This is a genomic window from Peribacillus sp. NPDC097284 (assembly GCF_044761765.1).
Taxonomy (GTDB): Bacteria; Bacillota; Bacilli; order Bacillales; family DSM-1321; genus Peribacillus.
On the sequence record NZ_JBIWCZ010000001.1, the window covers coordinates 890,709 to 908,039 of the forward strand.

Here is a 17,331-nt window from a genome sequence, read left to right on the forward strand (position 1 = left end):
CTGTTTTATAGTAACATCATTTCTAAAAAAATCCATAAGCATTCGTCGAATTTATACAGAAATTACTCCCTGAAGAAAAGATAAGACGATCTTCCTGAGTATGTTGCTGTTCAGTAGATGATTTATTATCATTAAAGAATACCAAATAATTAGAATATTAAAATGCAGAAAATTTGAATATATTTTCTTTGAGAAAGTCAAAAAGGTGGGGGTGGAATTTTGTCTAAGTTAATTTTTGAGTGTAAGAACGTAACAAATCGCAGTTCTGACGGATATATAAATAATATTAATATAACTTTGGGTTATTCAGAGATCCATGCATTAATTGTCAAAAATAGCTCCGAGCAAAAAGTATTCATCGAAGCCCTAATGAATCTACTAGACTCTTCAAATGCTCAAGGAGAATTATGGTTTAATGATCAATTTCTTAAAAATAGAAAACTTTCTAGAAAGAAGATTGCCATTGTACATCAAAAACCATTATTGGTTAGCAACTTTTCGGTGGCCGAAAATCTAAATTTAACCAATATACCGACACGAAGATTTCTTCCGTTTATCAATTGGGGCAAAATTAAGAGTAAGGCAAAAAGGAATTTGGAGAAACTAGATTTCCAAATAGACTACCGAACCAAGGTACGAAATTTATCTGAGGAAGACAAAAGACTTACCTATATGACGAGTGTATTTTTACAAAACCCAGAAGTCATGATTATGCACGAACCTATGGAAGGGCTCTCAGTTGAAAATGCAACGAAATTATATAATATTATTAAACAGTTTAAAGAAGAAGGCAAAAGCATTATCTATATTACAAAACAATGGGAAGATGCATTAAAGCTAGCGGACCGAATATCTATTCTTTCAAAGGGAACCATTACGGATGAAATGTCAGCTGACATAGCGAAAAGCGACCCACAAAGGTTGTTAAGGAAAATTGAGGATTACAACTTTAAAGAAAACGATAGCTATGATAATGATGTAAAAAGTGTGCTTGATGCCGTTTTCCAAGCTGCAGAATTCCTTACATCTGAATATGAGCTCAAAGATGTATTATTATTACTGGCAAAGGAAGTCACTCGTGTAATGAAAGCTGATGTTTGTTCTATTAAGCTAATTGACGAGTTTACATGGAGTATTATTGATGATTTTGAAATCAAAAATAATAAGGATGTAAAAGCTCAATTAACAAAAGAAGCAATTTTAAAAATTGCTAAAGGGAATGACATCTACTATGCCAATCAAAATGATAGAGAATTCTGCTCACTGTTTGAAAAGAATCATCATGTTAAAACAATTATTTGTGTTCCAGTTTCGATTCGATCTCAAGTAACAGGTATCATTCAATTATCTTATGAAAACCTTTATGTGTATTCGAAAGAGGAATCAAAATATTTATCAGCATTAGCCCTTCATGCAGCTATCGCTATTGAAGACACAAGATTATTGGGAAGATCTGCCTTATTACAAGAAAGTCATCATCGCATAAAAAATAATCTTCAATCGATTGTTGGACTTATATCATTACAAAAAATGTTTATAAATAATACCCCTGATATATCCATCGATGATTTACTAGATAGTATGATTAATCGAATAAAGAGTATTGCTTCTGTCCATAACCTTCTTTCTAAAGACAAATTAGGGAGAAGTATTATTAATGTGAAGCAAATCATGGAAGCGATTATCAACTTAATTAATGACAATCCGAAAATTGCAATACATTTAGATTTAGATGATATATTCATCCCGTATAACAAGGCAACATCAATTGCTCTGATTATTAATGAGTTAGTCATGAACTGCTTTAAACATGCTTTTATAGGAATGGAATCAGGTATGATTACAATTCAATGTAAACGGATAGATGATTATATTTTCTTATCAGTTCAGGATAACGGGCGCGGATTGCCCGAGGATTTTGATATAGCAAAAGCAGATAGCCTTGGACTAACTATTTTACAAGGAATTGTGGCCAGTGATTTTCAAGGGGAAATGAATTTTAGGGGTGATAAAGAAAATACCATCGTCGAAATCAAATTACCGACCGAGCGTATTTTTCTGCATTGGTAAACATAACAGGTAAAACCGAATGGGGCTGTTTCTTAAGTCCCTTTTAGAACGCTAACGCACCCGTTAACAAAAAAGAACCTTTCTTCAATATGAAGAAACGGTTTTATTCTTTCCTTTTCAATTTTCCGAATAAACCTATTGCAATAGCTGTTAGCGAAACTCAATTCAATCCCTCCTTTTAGACTTAAATGGTTCCATATCGTATTTTTACGAACTAGATACTAAAGTTTCACTAACCTGCCCCTTTTCTACAATAAGAAGTTCAACAGAAAAGGGCATTAATCCTTCTAAGATCAATGCCCTATTAGCACAATAAGAAAAATCATTTTGCTTCATTTAGGATTTTTTCAATTCGGTCAAGTTGTTTTTTAATCTCCTGTATATCTGTTTCTTCCTTTTTGAATTTTTGTTCAGCTATTTTGCCATTAGCTAGATAACGATTAGCAATCTTTACGACATATACAATGAAGACAATGAGTACAACTAGTACCGCTAAAAGAACAAATGGTAGAACAGCTGTAAAAACCTCTACAAACGCTGATGTCTCCACCTCTGGCTCGATGGTTTTCTCCACTTAGTTATCACTCCTTTAAATAGTATAGTTCTGCATTGTTTTGAGCTAACCTGCCCCTTTAGTTCCATAAGAAAAAGCTACCTTAAAGACAGCTCCGATCTTCAGCTAACACCCCTGTATGTTTAAGTACATTTGTTCACAAAGAGATTACCACTCTTGTTACAACTCTTTACTTGCCCATTCCCAATACTTTTCTCCATTTACTCTTATCATCCGATCCAGCCAAGTTGGAAAATCGCATTGCAAATCGTATACAGGTATTCCCATTAAAATCAAATAATTCTTATCTGACGAAAGATCGATGTAAAGTCCACCTACATCTTGAACGTGCCCAATTGGGAACCAATCGTCTTTATTTTCCATTGGCACATATTCACCTGTTTTTACTTTTTCTAATATTGATAACGATTCTTCTAAAGAATGTATGCCAAACAAAGTTCCGTAATCAAAAGAGAAAAATACTGCTCCATTGTGTAGGCGAAGAAAGCTTTTATAGTCTTCAGGTAAATTCTCATATGAGTTTATGATGTCTTCATCAATTGGGGCATTAAATTTAAAACTCATATCGAAAATATGCCCGTCACTTGATTGAATAGTTAGCAAGTTTGTATCGCTCAACCTAGTTTTTAAACCACTCAGTACATTTGCAATACTCGGCTTTGACAAATATTTCTCCTCCATTTTTATGTTGTTATTTGAGTTAACCTGCCCCATTTCTACAATAAGGAGTTCAACACAAAAGGGCATTAATCCTTCTTGGATTAATGCCTCTGTTCATATCAGAAAAACTTTTTATATAGCTCTCGTCGGAGTGTCCCACTTAAATAAGCATAAATTTTAGTCGTTTCACTCTTTTCGTGGCCCATCAAATTTTGAATGACTTCTAAAGGTGCCCCATTATTCAACAAAGTAGTGGCATAACTATGTCTCAACTGATGGGGGTGAATACTTTTATTGATTCCAGATCCATTAGATATCCGTTTAATGACATATCTCATTTGTGAAACACTCATCCTATGAGGAGCACGAACTGTCACAAATAAAGCCGCCTGATCATCTTCTCTTTCGTTTAAATACCTCTTTAGCCAAATATCACACCTAGTATTGAAATAGACTTCTCTCTCTTTATTGCCCTTACCTAATACTATGACGGATTGATTAATTAAATTAACTGCCTCACCAATTCTGCAGCCAGTTGAATACATAAATTCGAATAAGGCATTTTCTAACGGAGTGTAACAGGCTTCTCTTAAATGCTCAATTTCTTCTTCAGATAAAAACTTTGGTATTCTGATATCTAACTTTGGCTCCTTAATTTTAGACGCTGGATTACCATTCAAAACATTTTCATCTTGTGCCCACCGAAACAATGATTTGATAAAACGTATCCTATGACCTAAGCTGGCAGCCTTTAATTGATCAGCAACTTTCCCTAGATATAGCTTTAAAGAATCAGTAGTTATTTCATCAAGTGAAATATCACCGAAATGCCTGATCAACAAGTTTAATTGAACATTATATGCTTTTAAGGTCTGGGGTGAATACCCTTGAATCTGTTTGTCAGCTTTATATAAGTTCCAGGCTTCAGATAGTATCATCCTATTACTCTCCTCATCTATTTTTATCAGTATAGACAAATAGAAGGGAAGTAATACGCCAATTTATTAAACGAATGCACCCATTAATTGAAGAAGAATTTTCTATTCTTCGTATTCATAGATAATAAAATCAGTATTAGGTGGGAGTTTTTCTGAGATTTTTGTAATTGTTGAAAATTGCCTATCATTCGATATTGCAAAAAGATTATCACCATCAAAACCAACCCAAAACACACAGTCATTCTCAAGGAGAGTAACTACTGGAATATCAATCTTTTCTATGCCAAAAATGGTTTTTATACTCATTTTCTCTAATCTAAAAACATCCCTTTTTATCGACCATAAAGCTACATCATTCATACCTCCACAAGCATATACATATGGGAATATAACACTAAACTGTCTGTAATTTTCGATAATCGCCTTATAGAATCCAAATTTAGCTCTTATAAACTCGATATTATATGTTTGGCAATCTTGTTCAAATTCCTCTTGATTGAAGTCATGTACTTCAACAAATATGTATATGGGAAAATGATTGATTTCATTCATCCAGTTTGAAACAAATTCACCTACATTATCATTACTATTAAATGTAAAATCAACTATATTTTCTGATTCCCCTTCAATCGCAAAAGGGAAATAACCACAAGCATCAGGAATATCAGAAATCCATTTATGAGGAATAAATCCAATTTCTAATCTCAATAATAATCCTCCTTTACAAAATACTTCTTATCGTATGATATTCTTTCAGAACTGATTATTCCACTAACCTGCCCCGTTAGTTGAAGTGTAACATTTCACAAGCAAAACAATCTTACGAAAAATCAACCCTTACCTTTAACATAGCTTTTTTATTAAAGGATATTGCGATGTTGCAACGGATCCTTCATCATTCCCACCCATCTGTGACCCTGCGTTATATCGCATTACCGAAGAAGAAACGAATAACGTATTGAGATCATTTTAGTGTCTTTCGCAAAGATTTAATATGTTCAACAAACGCACTTATTTGTCGAGAGTTAAAAAAACTGTGAAGTATCACGTAAAGCAAATAACCTGTAAATAAAATAATGTTATTACGATAGTTGGAATAATGACGATAATTAAAGGAGTTCTTTTTCACGATGATCCTATTATCAATACTTCGGAGCTGCCTCTACAGTAATTGGGACTCATCTTGAACTTGATTGTAAAAATCAAAAAAACTCCTATATAGGAGTTTTTTGGATACTCAATGTTAGCGTGAGAATGGCTACTGTAAATTTAGAAACGCCCACCGGCAGCGAGGCCTTTTGGAGAGATACGTTCAATTTCTTCGAAATCCCCTGGAGTAAGTTGAACCTGTAGAGCGCCAAGATTCTCCTTCACCCGGTCTATTCGCGTTGTACCAGGGATTGGCGCAATGAAGTCTCCTTGGGCGAGCAGCCACGCCAATGCAAGTTGAGCAGATGTACACATTTTTTTTGAAGCCATCTCTTCAATCAGCCCTGCGACTTCCACATTTTTAATGAAATTATCGCCTTGGAACCGCTCATAATTTCGCCTATAATCATCCTCAGCCAAATCCTCAAACTTTTTAATTTGTCCTGTCAGGAACCCCCGTCCCAGTGGGCTATAAGGTACAAAACCAATTCCTAATTCTTTGAGAACCGGAAGTACTTCATCTTCCACTTCTCTACTCCATAAAGAATACTCCGTTTCCACTGCCGTAATGGGATGAACGGTGTGCGCACGACGGATGATATCAGCAGGTGCTTCAGAAAGACCGATAAAGCGAATTTTCCCCTCCTTAACCAAGTCGGCCATCGTTCCAATCGTTTCCTCAATAGGGGTATTCGGATCGTAGCGATGTTGATAATAAAGGTCAATGTAATCCAATCCGAGATGGTATAAGCTAGCATCCACGGATTTTTTAATATACGCCCGATCACCTTTGGGTCCCTGGGTATGTGTTATACCAAATTTCGTGGCGATCACCGCTTTATCCCTTCTATCCTTAAGCGCCCGACCTACCAACTTCTCGTTTTCTCCGAATCGCTGCTGTGCAAATTCACCATAAATATCAGCTGTGTCAAACATGGTGACACCGCTATCCAGCGCTTCCTGAATCACGCGAACCGATTCCTCATTATTCGGCATCATCATGGTTCCAAGACCTAAAGCTGAAACCTCTAACCCCTCACGTCCAAGCGTCCTTTTTTGTATAGCTTCCGACCTCATCCATTCTACCTCCTAGAAATAATATTGATGGCACTCATTTTTTGGGATTCCACTTGCCCAACCTCTTATTTAGACTTATCCGAAGCTGGTATTGAAGCCGCAGTCTTAGATGAAGCAGGTCGCGTCAATCAAATTGTATGATTGAATAGAATATTTATTCCTTAGCGAGGTGCATAATGAGTAAACGTGAAGACATTTTGTCTGCAACCCTTGATTTAATTACAGAAGAGGGCTTGCAGTCCGTTACCTTTTCGAAAATTTTCAAGAGGGCAAATGTGGGTTCTAGCACCTTTTATAATTATTATAAAAACAAAGAGGAACTGGTTAGTGAGCTCTTTGAGAATGCTCGTACTCATATGGGAGAATCAGTTATGATTGGGTATGATCCCAGTCAGACTGTTTATGAAAGATTAAAAGGTATTTTAAAAAGCACGGCGGATTATGCGCTCAACTATCCCAAAGAACTTTCATTTATTGAGAACTATTGCCAGTCACCCTATATCTCCGAAGAAGTGAGGAACAGGCTAGATCCCTCAGCCATCGAAATTTTCTCAATCATTGAACAGGGTCAAAAACAGCCTGTTTCGATAGTTGACTTGCATGGAACCACGCATCGCCATTTGGCGCAATCGGCAAGTAACTTGTCTCTCTTTACTAGTTACAGAGAGACATGGGACAGGTAATATATAACTGTCCCACCAATAAGATAGATTATAAGCACAATTAATCTAGTGAATGTTTACATAGATAAAAGAAAGAAGGCTCATAGTATGACATCTCATACTCGAATTAAGATCCCGGCAGGATTTTGGGAAGGATTACGCCAACTAGGAATAACCGCCAACGACGTAGTTCAACAAGCACAACTGCCCCTCACCATTCTTACTGCACCAGTTGTCCCCACCGCCCAATACTTAGCAATCTGGCAGGCTTATTCCGATATCATGGATGACACTGCCAAGGGGATCATCAAGCTTGCGACCGTCTTCGAACCTGCTCAATATCCACCGTCCGTCTTAGCGACGTATCACGCCCGTGACTACCGCGACGCTCTCAAACGAATGGCCCGATACAAACAACTTTGTCCCCCCGAAATTTTGCGCATAAACGAGGAAGGTGAGCACTGCACAATTGAACTGGATTGGTTGAATACCGAGCAATCCGGCCCGCCCTTGCTAGTTGGGATCACGCTGGCATTTCTTCTGGAGCTAGGGCGTCGGGGAACAGGCCAACCCTTGATGGCAAGTTCTGTAGAATTCTCGCAACCGATGGGCGATGTACAGGCACTTGAAGTTTACTTCGGTTGCCCGATACAGATCGGTGCAAATGGTAATCGGTTGACGCTACATCGAAGAGACCTGGACCGTCCCTTTGTCTCGTACAACGCAGATTTGTTGGAAATCCTGACACCCGTTCTGGACCGATCGTTGGGTGAGCATCAACGTATCACCCCCATTACAGAGATAGTGAAGTGGATCATTAAGCGGAGTCTAACAGGAGGGCGCCCCGACATACAGACGATCGCGAAGGAGATGGGGATGAGCGATCGTACTCTACAGCGCCGGCTTACTGATGAGGGCAGGAGCTTCAAGCACCTCTTGGCAGAAGTCCGTCAAGAGCAGGCACGAATGTATTTAACAGACATCTCGCTCGATATTAAAGAAGTGGCCTTCCTGATGGGATATGAGGACCAAAACTCGTTCTACCGCGCCTTCCGCCAATGGGAAGGTGTTACTCCCTCTCATTGGCGCGCTGAACATTTAGGTACACAGACTCGATAAATGGATGGGCCTTAATAGTGAGTTTTTTCATATAAAAAGGGGAAATGTATGATGGATATGGGATTAAACAACAAAACAGCTCTAGTTACAGGATCAACAAAGGGCATAGGTAAAGCAATTGCCATAGAACTGGCCAGAGAAGGCGTGAATGTACTAATCAATGGGAGAAATTTTGAAGATGTAGAACGTACGGTTAATGAAATCAAGTCGGATTTCCCAAATACCTTTCCTCGGAATGCTACAGCAGATATTGTGGATATTCAACAAAGAGAAGCTTTATTCAAGGAATATCCCCTTATTGATATTTTGGTTAACAGTATGGGTATTTATGAAGTGATGGACTATGAGGACGTGGACGATGAAGTATGGGAAAAATACTTTCGCACCAACGTTCTTGCTGCAAATGGGTTATCTAAATTCTATTTACCAAAAATGCTGAAAAATAACGATGGTCGCATTATCTTTATTGCGAGTGAAGAAGCCATTATGCCTTCTGGACAAATGCCACAGTATTGCATGACAAAATCAATGCTATTGTCCTTGTCAAAAAGCTTATCGAAATTAACAATTGAAACAGAAGTTACAGTAAATACAATTTTACCGGGGCCAACACTCTCTGAAAATGTGCAGCAAATCATTGACGGTATCTACCCTAATGAAGATATGACGTTTTCAGAAAAGGAGAAAGAATTCATGACTACAAACCTACCACAATCTGAAATACAGCGATTTATCAGGCCAAGTGAAATAGGCCGACTAACTGCATTTGTATGTAGTCCTTATGCATCCTCCTTTAAAGGTTCTCCAATCCGTATGGATGGGGGGATGGTACCGACTATTTTTTAACGCTTCCTTTCAATTTAGATTGGGGGTATGCGGGGCAGAAGCATTCCCCTAACAAGCGTCATCATCAAGTCGATCTTCTTAAACCACTATCCATTTTAAACATGCCCGCCCCGAAAGCAGATCCTGCTTCCTCTACCCTGCCCCGGTCCCTTAACAAAAAGAGTCACAAAAGCAAATCTCTGATTGAAACAAAAAAAATTTTCAGTTATTCTTGAGCAACCTCGTCCCTTTTGTATTCCAAAAGGTCTCCCGGTTGGCAGTCTAAAGCCTTGCAAATCGAGTCCAATGTGGATAGTCGAATTGCTTTGGCCTTACCATTTTTCAAGATAGACAGGTTAGCCATCGTTATGCCAACCCGCTCCGACAGTTCTGTTACGCTCATTTTCCTTTTAGCCAGCATCACATCAATATTGATTATTATTGCCATGTCATTCACCTCAGACTATGAAGTCGTTCTCTGATTTTATCTCGATGGCCTCTTGTAGAAGTCTTTGAAGTACAGCCGCAAACACCGCAATCGCCATCGGCGCAAAAATCATCACCATTCCGACTAGGATAAGACCCGGTGCATCATCATTCTCCGCTAAGATATAGACGAATGGTAAGCCGATTACATAAAGACCACTGATTATGAGGGCACAGTTTTTGATTTTCTTTAGAGCTCTTACAGATAACTCCGAGAAAGCTTGGTTCTTGTCAATATAACTTAAAAGGGTAAACGATTGATACAAAGCAAAGTAAAAAGGGATTGCCGTCACATACATCACCGCTAAAATTCCATATACCACATAGGCCAAGTCCCAACCTCTATCAGTTGCTTCATTGGCTTCATTCGCAATCTGAGGCAACACAAATAGGCACAAAGCAAGAACCGGAATGCCAATGAAAATCACAGCCACCTTCAAAAAGAGTGTCGAACTTCGTTTCATAGAAAAGCACCTCATTTTTTTAATGTCCATTGAATCTAACATGTTTCTTATCGTAAAACAATAAATAATTATTGTTTTTATTGTATGAAGACAAAATAAAAAGCATTCCTCCTTACAGAGAAATGCTCTATACCTTTGGATTATTTAGTGTAAACAAGAATCATTACTCTTCCTCATCCATTACCAACTCAACCTGATCTGGCATGATTTTTTGAAGAGAATCTATTGTGGAAAAAGTGTTCATCCTTTGAGAAGACGGTAATATAGAATGATAGACTCATAATACTAACATACTAGTGTCACACAAATACAATTTGTGGATTATTATACTTATTAAACAATGGGTGCTTTAGTTCAATAACGGAGACAGCAAAAAAAGAGCAGTCTCTTTTTCAGACGAATTTCAACCAAACCGATGTTTTAAAGTTTAATGATTAGCCCTATTCTCGAGGATTAACTGTAGTCCAATGGGAAATTCTAATGTTAATAAAACTTTCACATGACATGTTAGTTTAAGAAAGGAGTGAAGTGGATGGATTCAATATGGCTAGAGTATGCATGGACATTGTTGATTCTAATCGGATTAGAAGGATTATTATCTGCTGACAATGCCCTTGTAATAGCTGTAATGGCCAAACATTTACCCGAAGAACAGAAAAAAAGTGCTATTAATTACGGAATTATTATAGCTTTCGCTTTCCGATTTGGTGCACTTTTTGCCATTTCTTTTATTGCAAATGTCTGGCAGGTACAAGCAATAGGAGCCCTTTATCTTCTGTACTTAGGTTTAAAGCATGTCATCAAAACACGGTTTGGAAAAGAAAATGAGAAAATTCATAAGGACGATGAAAAGGCTACTGCTGGTAAAGGGTTCTGGCCAACAGTAGGAAAGATTGCATTAGCCGACCTTGCTTTTGCAATTGACTCAATTTTAGCTGCAGTTGCTCTTGCCCTTGGTCTTCCAGATTCACCACTTAACAATTTTGGTGGTATGGATGGAGGACAATTTATAGTTGTTGTTCTCGGTGGTATTGCTGGCCTTGTTTTAATTAAGTATGCAGCAACTTGGTTTGTGAAACTTCTTGAAAAACGTCCGGCATTAGAAACAACAGCCTATGCCATTGTTGCTTGGGTCGGTGTCAAACTTGCTATGATTACCCTTGCCCATGAGGATATTGGTATCTTAGATCATGATTTCCCCCACAGCACCGCTTGGACTCTAATCTTCTATGGAGTATTGGTCAGTATCGCTCTCATCGGTCGGTTTGCATCGGGTAATAAGAAAGAGAAAAGTGGAAATAATCAACTCTGATAAAACCAATTTGCGAAAAGTAACAGGTGCTTATCTTGCAAGTAGCACGATAGGATCTTCAAACGAAGATAACTACGCAAAATTGAAGAGGCAGAAATGTTGTTAAATCAACCTTTCTGCCTCTCTCTATTTACACAAATTCGGCTACATGACCCCTTTTGTACAGCTCCTCTAAATTTATATCTTTTTCAATTCATGACTTTACAAATACGGTCTTAATAGACGTGTAAAACTCCTTTGCCGCTTCTCCCTGCTCACGGGAATGGGAGCTGGATTGTTTCATTCCCCCGAATGGAGCTTGCAGTTCAACTCCAGCCGATTCAGCGTTAATCCGTACGAGACCAGCATCCATTTCATTAATAAAGGAAAGCATGTGACCGATATTTTTGGTGAAAATAGAAGCACTTAGCCCAAACTTCACGTCGTTTGCAATGTGTACGGCTTCTTCTAAAGTCTCCACCTTGATAAGGGCAAGCACGGGTCCGAAGATTTCCTCTTGGGCGATCGTCATGCTGTTACTAACGTTTTCGAAGACAGCGGGTTCCATAAAGAATCCATCGGCTAATTCCCCTTCCTCTATACGTTTACCGCCATAAATCAATGTTGCGCCTTCTTCGATTCCTTTCTTAACGTATGATAGTGCTGTATTAAGCTGATTCTCACTTGCACATGGACCCATCCATACATCTTCATTCAAGCCATTGCCAATTTTTATTTCCTTTATCTTCTCAATCAGTTTATTTTTAAACTCCTCATACACTTCACTTTGTACGATTACCCGGCTTGTGGCCGTACATTTCTGACCTGTGGAACGGAGACCTCCGCTAATCGTTGCTTCTACGGCCTGTGTTAAATCGGCGTCATTGGCCACAATGACCGGGTTCTTCCCGCCCATTTCCAACTGATATTTAGCACCACGCTTGAAAGCCCCCAGTCCAATCGTTTTACCGACAGAATCAGACCCCGTGAATGAAACCGCATTGATATCCGGGTGATCGGTAATCGCCTGACCAATGACAGACCCCGGTCCTGTTACCATATTAATCGTCCCCACCGGAAGCCCCGCCTCATCAAAACATTCCATTACTTTGGCGGCGGTTACTGCCGCTTCTTGAGCCGGTTTCAGAATAACAGCATTTCCATAGATGAGTGCCGGCGCCATTTTCCAGATAGGTATGGCTACGGGGAAATTCCAAGGCGTGATCACACCAACAACTCCTAGGGGAACACGAGTCGTGAACATCAGGGCTTCGGAATCCGATGGAGGAATCACATCACCTATCTTCCTCATTCCCTCTCCTGCATAATAACGTAGGATTGCGACACCTCTAGCTGTTTCCCCTTTCGCTTCGGGGAACGTTTTTCCCATTTCACGCGTCATCGTTTCCGCAATTTCATCGATACGTCGCTCGATTGCATTCGCGGCCTTATACAAAAACTCTCCACGGGCAGCACCGGATAGTTTCCTCCAATACACTTGTGCTTTCTTCGCGGCAAGCACCGCATGATCCAAGTCTTCTTTCTCGGACTGTTGTACATACCCGACGACTTCATGACGATTGGCTGGATTGATACTCGTATCGACCTTTTGAATAGAAGCCGATACCCATTTACCATTGATATAGTTTAAATACGTTTTTTCATCAGTTTTTATGTTCATCTTATATACCCCCATATTCCTTGTAATGGTTTAATTGTGAAATAAATTGAATGAATAGTTAGATTATTATTGTTGCACAAGTGTCTTCTACAAAATCAGTACACCATCTGCTTTACTCAAACTAAAATGTTCTTCGGTAACTTTACATTATTTTTCAAGACACCGATTCCAGAGACTTCAATTTCAATCCGATCTCCATCCAATAAAGTAAAGTCATTTGCTGGAATGATACACGTACCCGTCAACAATACAGTTCCGTCAAAAATTTCATTGTCGCGAATGAGGAACGATACTAACTCATGGTATTTTCTTTTTAACTGGCTGGTATTCGCCTGTCCCTCTACTTTAAGCTCGTCGTTCCGGTAGATTCTACAGGTGATGTCGAAATCATAAGGATCTTTCACAGACTCGGCAAGGAGGATGGCTGGCCCGATGGAGCAAGAGTTTTTCCACATTTTCGCTTGCGGGAGATAAAGAGGGTTCTCTCCTTCAATGTCACGACAGCTCATGTCATTCCCAATCGTATATCCAAGAATGCCACCTTCCCGGTCGATGACAAGGCCCAATTCAGGCTCGGGGATCTGCCAATTGGAGTCACTGCGTAAATATACGTCCTTCCCTGGGCCGACTGTACGGGCAGCCGTGGACTTAAAGAAAATTTCCGGACGTTCCGCCTCATAGATCTTGTCATAGAAAGTAGTGGCATCAAGCCTTCCAGCTGTCGCTTCATAGTTACGGGCATCGCGGCTACGCTCATATGTAACGCCAGACGCCCATACTTCTTCCGCTACAATGGGAACGAGTAATGATAAATCCTCTAATGGTTGTTGAATAGGCATTGATGTAGAAAGGAAATTTTCTATGAAAGAGAGTGGGGATACTTGTTGCTCGTTTGCCTGTTGGATTAGTTCAATCAAGCCTTCTTGAGGAAGGGGATATACTTCTCCCCCATTGGTAACAGCTGCTAGCGTTGCATTTGAGTGCTCATTGATATATCGGATAATCCGCATTAAATAGCCTCCTTTTGTTTTATAATATAAAACACAGTTTTTATATATAGACAAAAGAGAAGGGAACCACCTTCTATGAAATTGGTATCCCATTCCCCATTTGCTCTGATAATTCTAAGGCCGCCTGTTTCAGTTGTTCGATGAAAATGTCTAACTGAGAATCATTTATGCGACCAACGAGTGTAGAAAGACTAATCGCTGCAATAACCTTATTCTCATGATTTCGAATAGGCGCTGCAATACAGCGAACGCCAGGCTCATTTTCCTGGTTATCGATGGCGTACCCTTGAGATCGAACTTGTTCAAGCTCACGCATGAATTTAGATTCATCCGTAATGGTAAGCTCCGTTTGTTTTAAATAGACATATTCATGTAGAATTTTTTTAATTTCTTCCGGATCTTTAAAGGCGATTAACGCTTTACCGACAGCGGAGCAGTGAAGTGGAATTCGTTTTCCTATTTTTGAATAAAGAATAACGGCCATTGGGCCTTCCACTTTATCAATATATACCCCTTCTTTTCCGTCCAATATAACCAAGTGGGTTGTCTGTCCGGTTTTCGCCGATAAATCCATTAAGTATTTTTTTGATAAATCCCTAACGTCCAAAGACTGTATGACATAGTTCCCTCTTTCAAAAAGCTTCATTCCCAATCCATACTTCCCATTCTCAGGATTCTGGCTGATATAGCCATGATTTAAAAGCGTTTTCAATAAAGAATGGATGGTACTCTTGTGAAGTCCCATTTGATTACTGATATCTGTTATCTTCAATTCTGTTGTATGTTCGTCAAACAAATCGAGAATGCGAAGAGCGCGATCTACTGATTGAATAACAGGCATGATTGTCACCTACTTGTTTTAAATTATGAAACTCGGTTTTATAATGACAAAATTTTCTAATAATTCAATATAATACTAGATTTTTTGAAAAGTCAAGAAGCAATATTACTTACATGAAATTTTTTTCGTCCCATAAATAATTGGATTGAATCCATTTATGTACCTACGTAAAATTATGATGATCCGGATTATTCTTCAGATGACCCCTCCTGGATTACGTCATTATTATCTAGGTAAAACTTCTTATAAATATACGGTTTTTACCTACGAAAAAATTAAATTGACTTTTCAGAAAATATATGATTACTTTAGATTACATCATAAGTTTTTTATAGATGAACGTTGTTTTATATTATAAAACAAAAGGAGGTTTCTCAGAGAACTTCGAAGATAAATATAGATTTGTAGGGAATGAATTACCGGAATATTGCGTGATTTACTTGCGATGAAAGCGAAAATCTAATTGCGGAGGTTTATATATATGTCATTTCAATCAATATTTGGCGATGAGGATGTCTCTCTTTACAAAATTCAAACGCATGCAAAAGGGGCAGATGGTTCCCTCCCCCTTACTTCCGAAATGTTGTTAGAATCACCAAGTGGTGACCTTTTTGGATTATCCCAAAATGTTGGAATGGGATGGTCAGCTTCAAACCTCCTTGGAAAACAAGTGCTCATCCTTGGTACTCAAGGCGGAATTAGGGATCATGATGGTACGCCTATTGCATTAGGCTATCATACCGGCCATTGGGAAATCGGTCTATTAATGAAGGCGGCAGCCGAAGAGATCAGTAAACAAGGCGGCGTTCCCTTTGCAGGATTCGTAAGTGACCCATGTGATGGCCGTACTCAAGGAACGACCGGGATGTTTGATTCCCTTCCGTATCGAAACGATGCAGCCATCGTTTATCGAAGATTAATCCGATCATTGCCTACGGGTCGGGCAGTTATTGGAGTGGCAACATGTGATAAAGGTCTTCCAGCCATGATGGTCGCTTTAGCATCCATGCACGACTTGCCAACTGTCATCGTCCCTGGAGGTGTGACACTTCCACCTACCAATGGAGAAGATGCAGGAAAGATCCAAACCATCGGGGCACGATACGCAAACAACGAAATCACGTTGCAAGAAGCTGCCGACCTTGGTTGCCGTGCGTGTGCAACACCAGGCGGAGGCTGTCAATTCCTTGGAACAGCCGGAACCTCCCAAGTCGTGGCAGAAGCCCTTGGCATGGCACTACCTCACTCGGCACTAGCCCCATCAGGTCAACCAGTATGGGTGGAGATGGCAAAGCAATCAGCACGTGCAGCTTTAGTAATGGAGAAGAAAAAGATATCCACCAAGGATATTATTACGGATAAAGCGATAGAAAATGCAATGGTGATTCACGCAGCTTTCGGAGGTTCCACAAACTTATTACTTCATATCCCAGCCATTGCCCATGCAGCTAAATGCAAGTTACCAACTGTTGAAGATTGGACCAGGATCAATAAGAAAGTACCCCGCCTAGTCGATGTACTGCCAAATGGTCCGACTGGCCATACAACCGTAAAGGTATTCCTGGCAGGTGGGGTCCCGGAAGTAATGCTTCATTTAAGAAAACTAGGTGTCTTGCATGAAGATGTACTAACCGTTACCGGAGAAACCCTTGGTGCTAACCTCGATTGGTGGGAACAATCAGAACGACGGGCCATGATGAAGAAACAACTGTTAGAAAATGATGGGATCAATCCTGATGACGTGATCATGGACCCAGCCATAGCAAAAGAAAAAGGGCTAACGTCTACCGTAACATTCCCGAAAGGAAATATTGCTCCTGAAGGATCCGTCATTAAATCCACGTCCATCGATCCATCCGTGGTGGGAGAAGATGGAGTATATCGCCATACAGGAAAAGCCAAAGTGTTCACTTCAGAAAAGTCCGCTATAAAAGCGATTAAAACAGGAGGCATACAAGCAGGAGATGTAATGGTCGTTATGGGAGGCGGTCCTTCAGGAACGGGGATGGAGGAAACCTATCAACTAACATCGGCCTTAAAACATCTGTCTTACGGAAAACATGTCTCCTTGATTACGGATGCGCGTTTTTCTGGTGTCTCGACTGGCGCATGCATTGGACACATTGGACCGGAGGCCTTGGCTGGCGGGGCAATCGGCAAATTACGTGACGGGGATATCATTGAAATCATCGTCGATCGCAATCAATTAGCGGGTTCCGTTAATTTCGTCGGTACCGAGAATGAAAGACTTTCTATAGAGGAGGCCACTACAGTCTTGGAAGCACGTGACCTTCACCCGGACCTTAGACCGGATCCCAAACTTCCAGATGATACTCGTTTATGGGCTGCACTTCAATCAGTGAGTGGAGGAACTTGGCGTGGGAATATCTATGATACCGATCGAATCATCGAAGTTCTAAAAGCCGGAGTAAAAGCATTGGGTGAAGAAAAGACGCTCGTTCAGAATTAATGTATTTCTGTTCA

At 39.7% G+C, this 17,331-nt stretch carries 16 protein-coding genes; 6 read left to right on the forward strand and 10 right to left on the reverse strand.

Annotated features, from left to right (window positions below; all coding sequences use genetic code 11):
- Positions 1-219: 219 nt before the first annotated feature.
- The gene (locus ACIQXU_RS04460) at positions 220-2,070 is read left to right on the forward strand and encodes a histidine kinase dimerization/phosphoacceptor domain -containing protein (RefSeq protein WP_402986957.1); all 1,851 of its coding nucleotides are present in this window, start codon (positions 220-222) and stop codon (positions 2,068-2,070) included.
- Between the two features lie 322 nt (positions 2,071-2,392).
- Here the strand turns inward: ACIQXU_RS04460 and ACIQXU_RS04465 are convergent, their stop codons facing one another.
- The 5 genes from ACIQXU_RS04465 to ACIQXU_RS04485 all read right to left on the reverse strand — a co-directional run bounded on the left by ACIQXU_RS04465 (position 2,393) and on the right by ACIQXU_RS04485 (position 6,453).
- A complete protein-coding gene (locus ACIQXU_RS04465; protein WP_402986959.1) occupies positions 2,393-2,644 on the reverse strand; it encodes a hypothetical protein in 252 nt (83 codons plus the stop codon).
- A gap of 159 nt (positions 2,645-2,803) precedes the next feature.
- A complete protein-coding gene (locus tag ACIQXU_RS04470) occupies positions 2,804-3,310 on the reverse strand; it encodes an SMI1/KNR4 family protein (protein ID WP_402986961.1) in 507 nt (168 codons plus the stop codon).
- A gap of 113 nt (positions 3,311-3,423) precedes the next feature.
- Positions 3,424-4,242, reverse strand: a complete 819-nt coding sequence (locus ACIQXU_RS04475; protein WP_402986963.1) for a tyrosine-type recombinase/integrase — start codon at positions 4,240-4,242, stop codon at positions 3,424-3,426.
- Between the two features lie 102 nt (positions 4,243-4,344).
- Complete coding sequence (locus ACIQXU_RS04480) at positions 4,345-4,950, reverse strand: hypothetical protein (RefSeq protein ID WP_402986965.1); 606 nt, start codon at positions 4,948-4,950, stop codon at positions 4,345-4,347.
- A gap of 561 nt (positions 4,951-5,511) precedes the next feature.
- Positions 5,512-6,453 (reverse strand): aldo/keto reductase, encoded by a 942-nt coding sequence (locus ACIQXU_RS04485; RefSeq protein WP_402987393.1) that lies wholly within the window; start codon positions 6,451-6,453, stop codon positions 5,512-5,514.
- Between the two features lie 191 nt (positions 6,454-6,644).
- Here ACIQXU_RS04485 and ACIQXU_RS04490 point away from each other — a divergent pair, with 191 nt between their 5' ends.
- From ACIQXU_RS04490 to ACIQXU_RS04500, 3 genes are all read left to right on the forward strand, one after another.
- A complete protein-coding gene (locus ACIQXU_RS04490; protein WP_402986967.1) occupies positions 6,645-7,151 on the forward strand; it encodes a TetR/AcrR family transcriptional regulator in 507 nt (168 codons plus the stop codon).
- 87 nt (positions 7,152-7,238) lie between these two features.
- Positions 7,239-8,249 (forward strand): AraC family transcriptional regulator, encoded by a 1,011-nt coding sequence (locus ACIQXU_RS04495; protein WP_402986969.1) that lies wholly within the window; start codon positions 7,239-7,241, stop codon positions 8,247-8,249.
- Positions 8,250-8,300: 51 nt separating this feature from the next.
- Positions 8,301-9,095 (forward strand): SDR family NAD(P)-dependent oxidoreductase, encoded by a 795-nt coding sequence (locus ACIQXU_RS04500; RefSeq protein WP_402986971.1) that lies wholly within the window; start codon positions 8,301-8,303, stop codon positions 9,093-9,095.
- Positions 9,096-9,300: 205 nt separating this feature from the next.
- Here ACIQXU_RS04500 and ACIQXU_RS04505 read toward each other — a convergent pair whose 3' ends face one another.
- Positions 9,301-9,522, reverse strand: coding sequence for a helix-turn-helix domain-containing protein (locus ACIQXU_RS04505; RefSeq protein WP_402986972.1), 222 nt, complete (start codon positions 9,520-9,522; stop codon positions 9,301-9,303).
- A gap of 10 nt (positions 9,523-9,532) precedes the next feature.
- Positions 9,533-10,024 (reverse strand): DUF2975 domain-containing protein, encoded by a 492-nt coding sequence (locus ACIQXU_RS04510; protein WP_402986974.1) that lies wholly within the window; start codon positions 10,022-10,024, stop codon positions 9,533-9,535.
- A gap of 532 nt (positions 10,025-10,556) precedes the next feature.
- On the opposite strand from ACIQXU_RS04510, the gene ACIQXU_RS04515 reads away from it, so the two are divergent.
- On the forward strand, positions 10,557-11,336 hold the full coding sequence (locus tag ACIQXU_RS04515; RefSeq protein WP_402986977.1) for a TerC family protein: 780 nt from the start codon (positions 10,557-10,559) through the stop codon (positions 11,334-11,336).
- A 193-nt stretch (positions 11,337-11,529) separates the two neighbouring features.
- Here ACIQXU_RS04515 and gucD read toward each other — a convergent pair whose 3' ends face one another.
- The 3 genes from gucD to ACIQXU_RS04530 all read right to left on the reverse strand — a co-directional run bounded on the left by gucD (position 11,530) and on the right by ACIQXU_RS04530 (position 14,847).
- Positions 11,530-12,996 carry an alpha-ketoglutaric semialdehyde dehydrogenase GucD gene (gene gucD / locus ACIQXU_RS04520; RefSeq protein ID WP_402986980.1) on the reverse strand — a complete coding sequence of 489 codons (1,467 nt, stop codon included), beginning with the start codon at positions 12,994-12,996 and terminating at the stop codon, positions 11,530-11,532.
- A gap of 116 nt (positions 12,997-13,112) precedes the next feature.
- Positions 13,113-14,006, reverse strand: coding sequence for a fumarylacetoacetate hydrolase family protein (locus ACIQXU_RS04525; protein WP_402986981.1), 894 nt, complete (start codon positions 14,004-14,006; stop codon positions 13,113-13,115).
- A gap of 73 nt (positions 14,007-14,079) precedes the next feature.
- On the reverse strand, positions 14,080-14,847 hold the full coding sequence (locus tag ACIQXU_RS04530; RefSeq protein WP_402986983.1) for an IclR family transcriptional regulator: 768 nt from the start codon (positions 14,845-14,847) through the stop codon (positions 14,080-14,082).
- A gap of 481 nt (positions 14,848-15,328) precedes the next feature.
- Between ACIQXU_RS04530 and ACIQXU_RS04535 the strand changes: the two genes are divergently transcribed.
- Positions 15,329-17,317, forward strand: a complete 1,989-nt coding sequence (locus ACIQXU_RS04535; RefSeq protein WP_402986985.1) for a YjhG/YagF family D-xylonate dehydratase — start codon at positions 15,329-15,331, stop codon at positions 17,315-17,317.
- The last annotated feature ends 14 nt before the right edge of the window (positions 17,318-17,331 follow it).

Excerpts from the sequence above, each read along its gene's own strand:
- ACIQXU_RS04530 (WP_402986983.1), bottom strand. The coding sequence starts at position 14,847 with ATGCCTGTTATTCAATCAGTAGATCGCGCTCTTCGCATTCTCGATTTG.
- ACIQXU_RS04505 (WP_402986972.1), bottom strand. The coding sequence starts at position 9,522 with ATGGCAATAATAATCAATATTGATGTGATGCTGGCTAAAAGGAAAATG.
- gucD (WP_402986980.1), bottom strand. The coding sequence starts at position 12,996 with ATGAACATAAAAACTGATGAAAAAACGTATTTAAACTATATCAATGGT.
- ACIQXU_RS04495 (WP_402986969.1), top strand. The coding sequence starts at position 7,239 with ATGACATCTCATACTCGAATTAAGATCCCGGCAGGATTTTGGGAAGGA.
- ACIQXU_RS04500 (WP_402986971.1), top strand. The coding sequence starts at position 8,301 with ATGGATATGGGATTAAACAACAAAACAGCTCTAGTTACAGGATCAACA.
- ACIQXU_RS04535 (WP_402986985.1), top strand. The coding sequence starts at position 15,329 with ATGTCATTTCAATCAATATTTGGCGATGAGGATGTCTCTCTTTACAAA.
- ACIQXU_RS04475 (WP_402986963.1), bottom strand. The coding sequence starts at position 4,242 with ATGATACTATCTGAAGCCTGGAACTTATATAAAGCTGACAAACAGATT.
- ACIQXU_RS04510 (WP_402986974.1), bottom strand. The coding sequence starts at position 10,024 with ATGAAACGAAGTTCGACACTCTTTTTGAAGGTGGCTGTGATTTTCATT.
- ACIQXU_RS04515 (WP_402986977.1), top strand. The coding sequence starts at position 10,557 with ATGGATTCAATATGGCTAGAGTATGCATGGACATTGTTGATTCTAATC.
- ACIQXU_RS04490 (WP_402986967.1), top strand. The coding sequence starts at position 6,645 with ATGAGTAAACGTGAAGACATTTTGTCTGCAACCCTTGATTTAATTACA.
- ACIQXU_RS04525 (WP_402986981.1), bottom strand. The coding sequence starts at position 14,006 with ATGCGGATTATCCGATATATCAATGAGCACTCAAATGCAACGCTAGCA.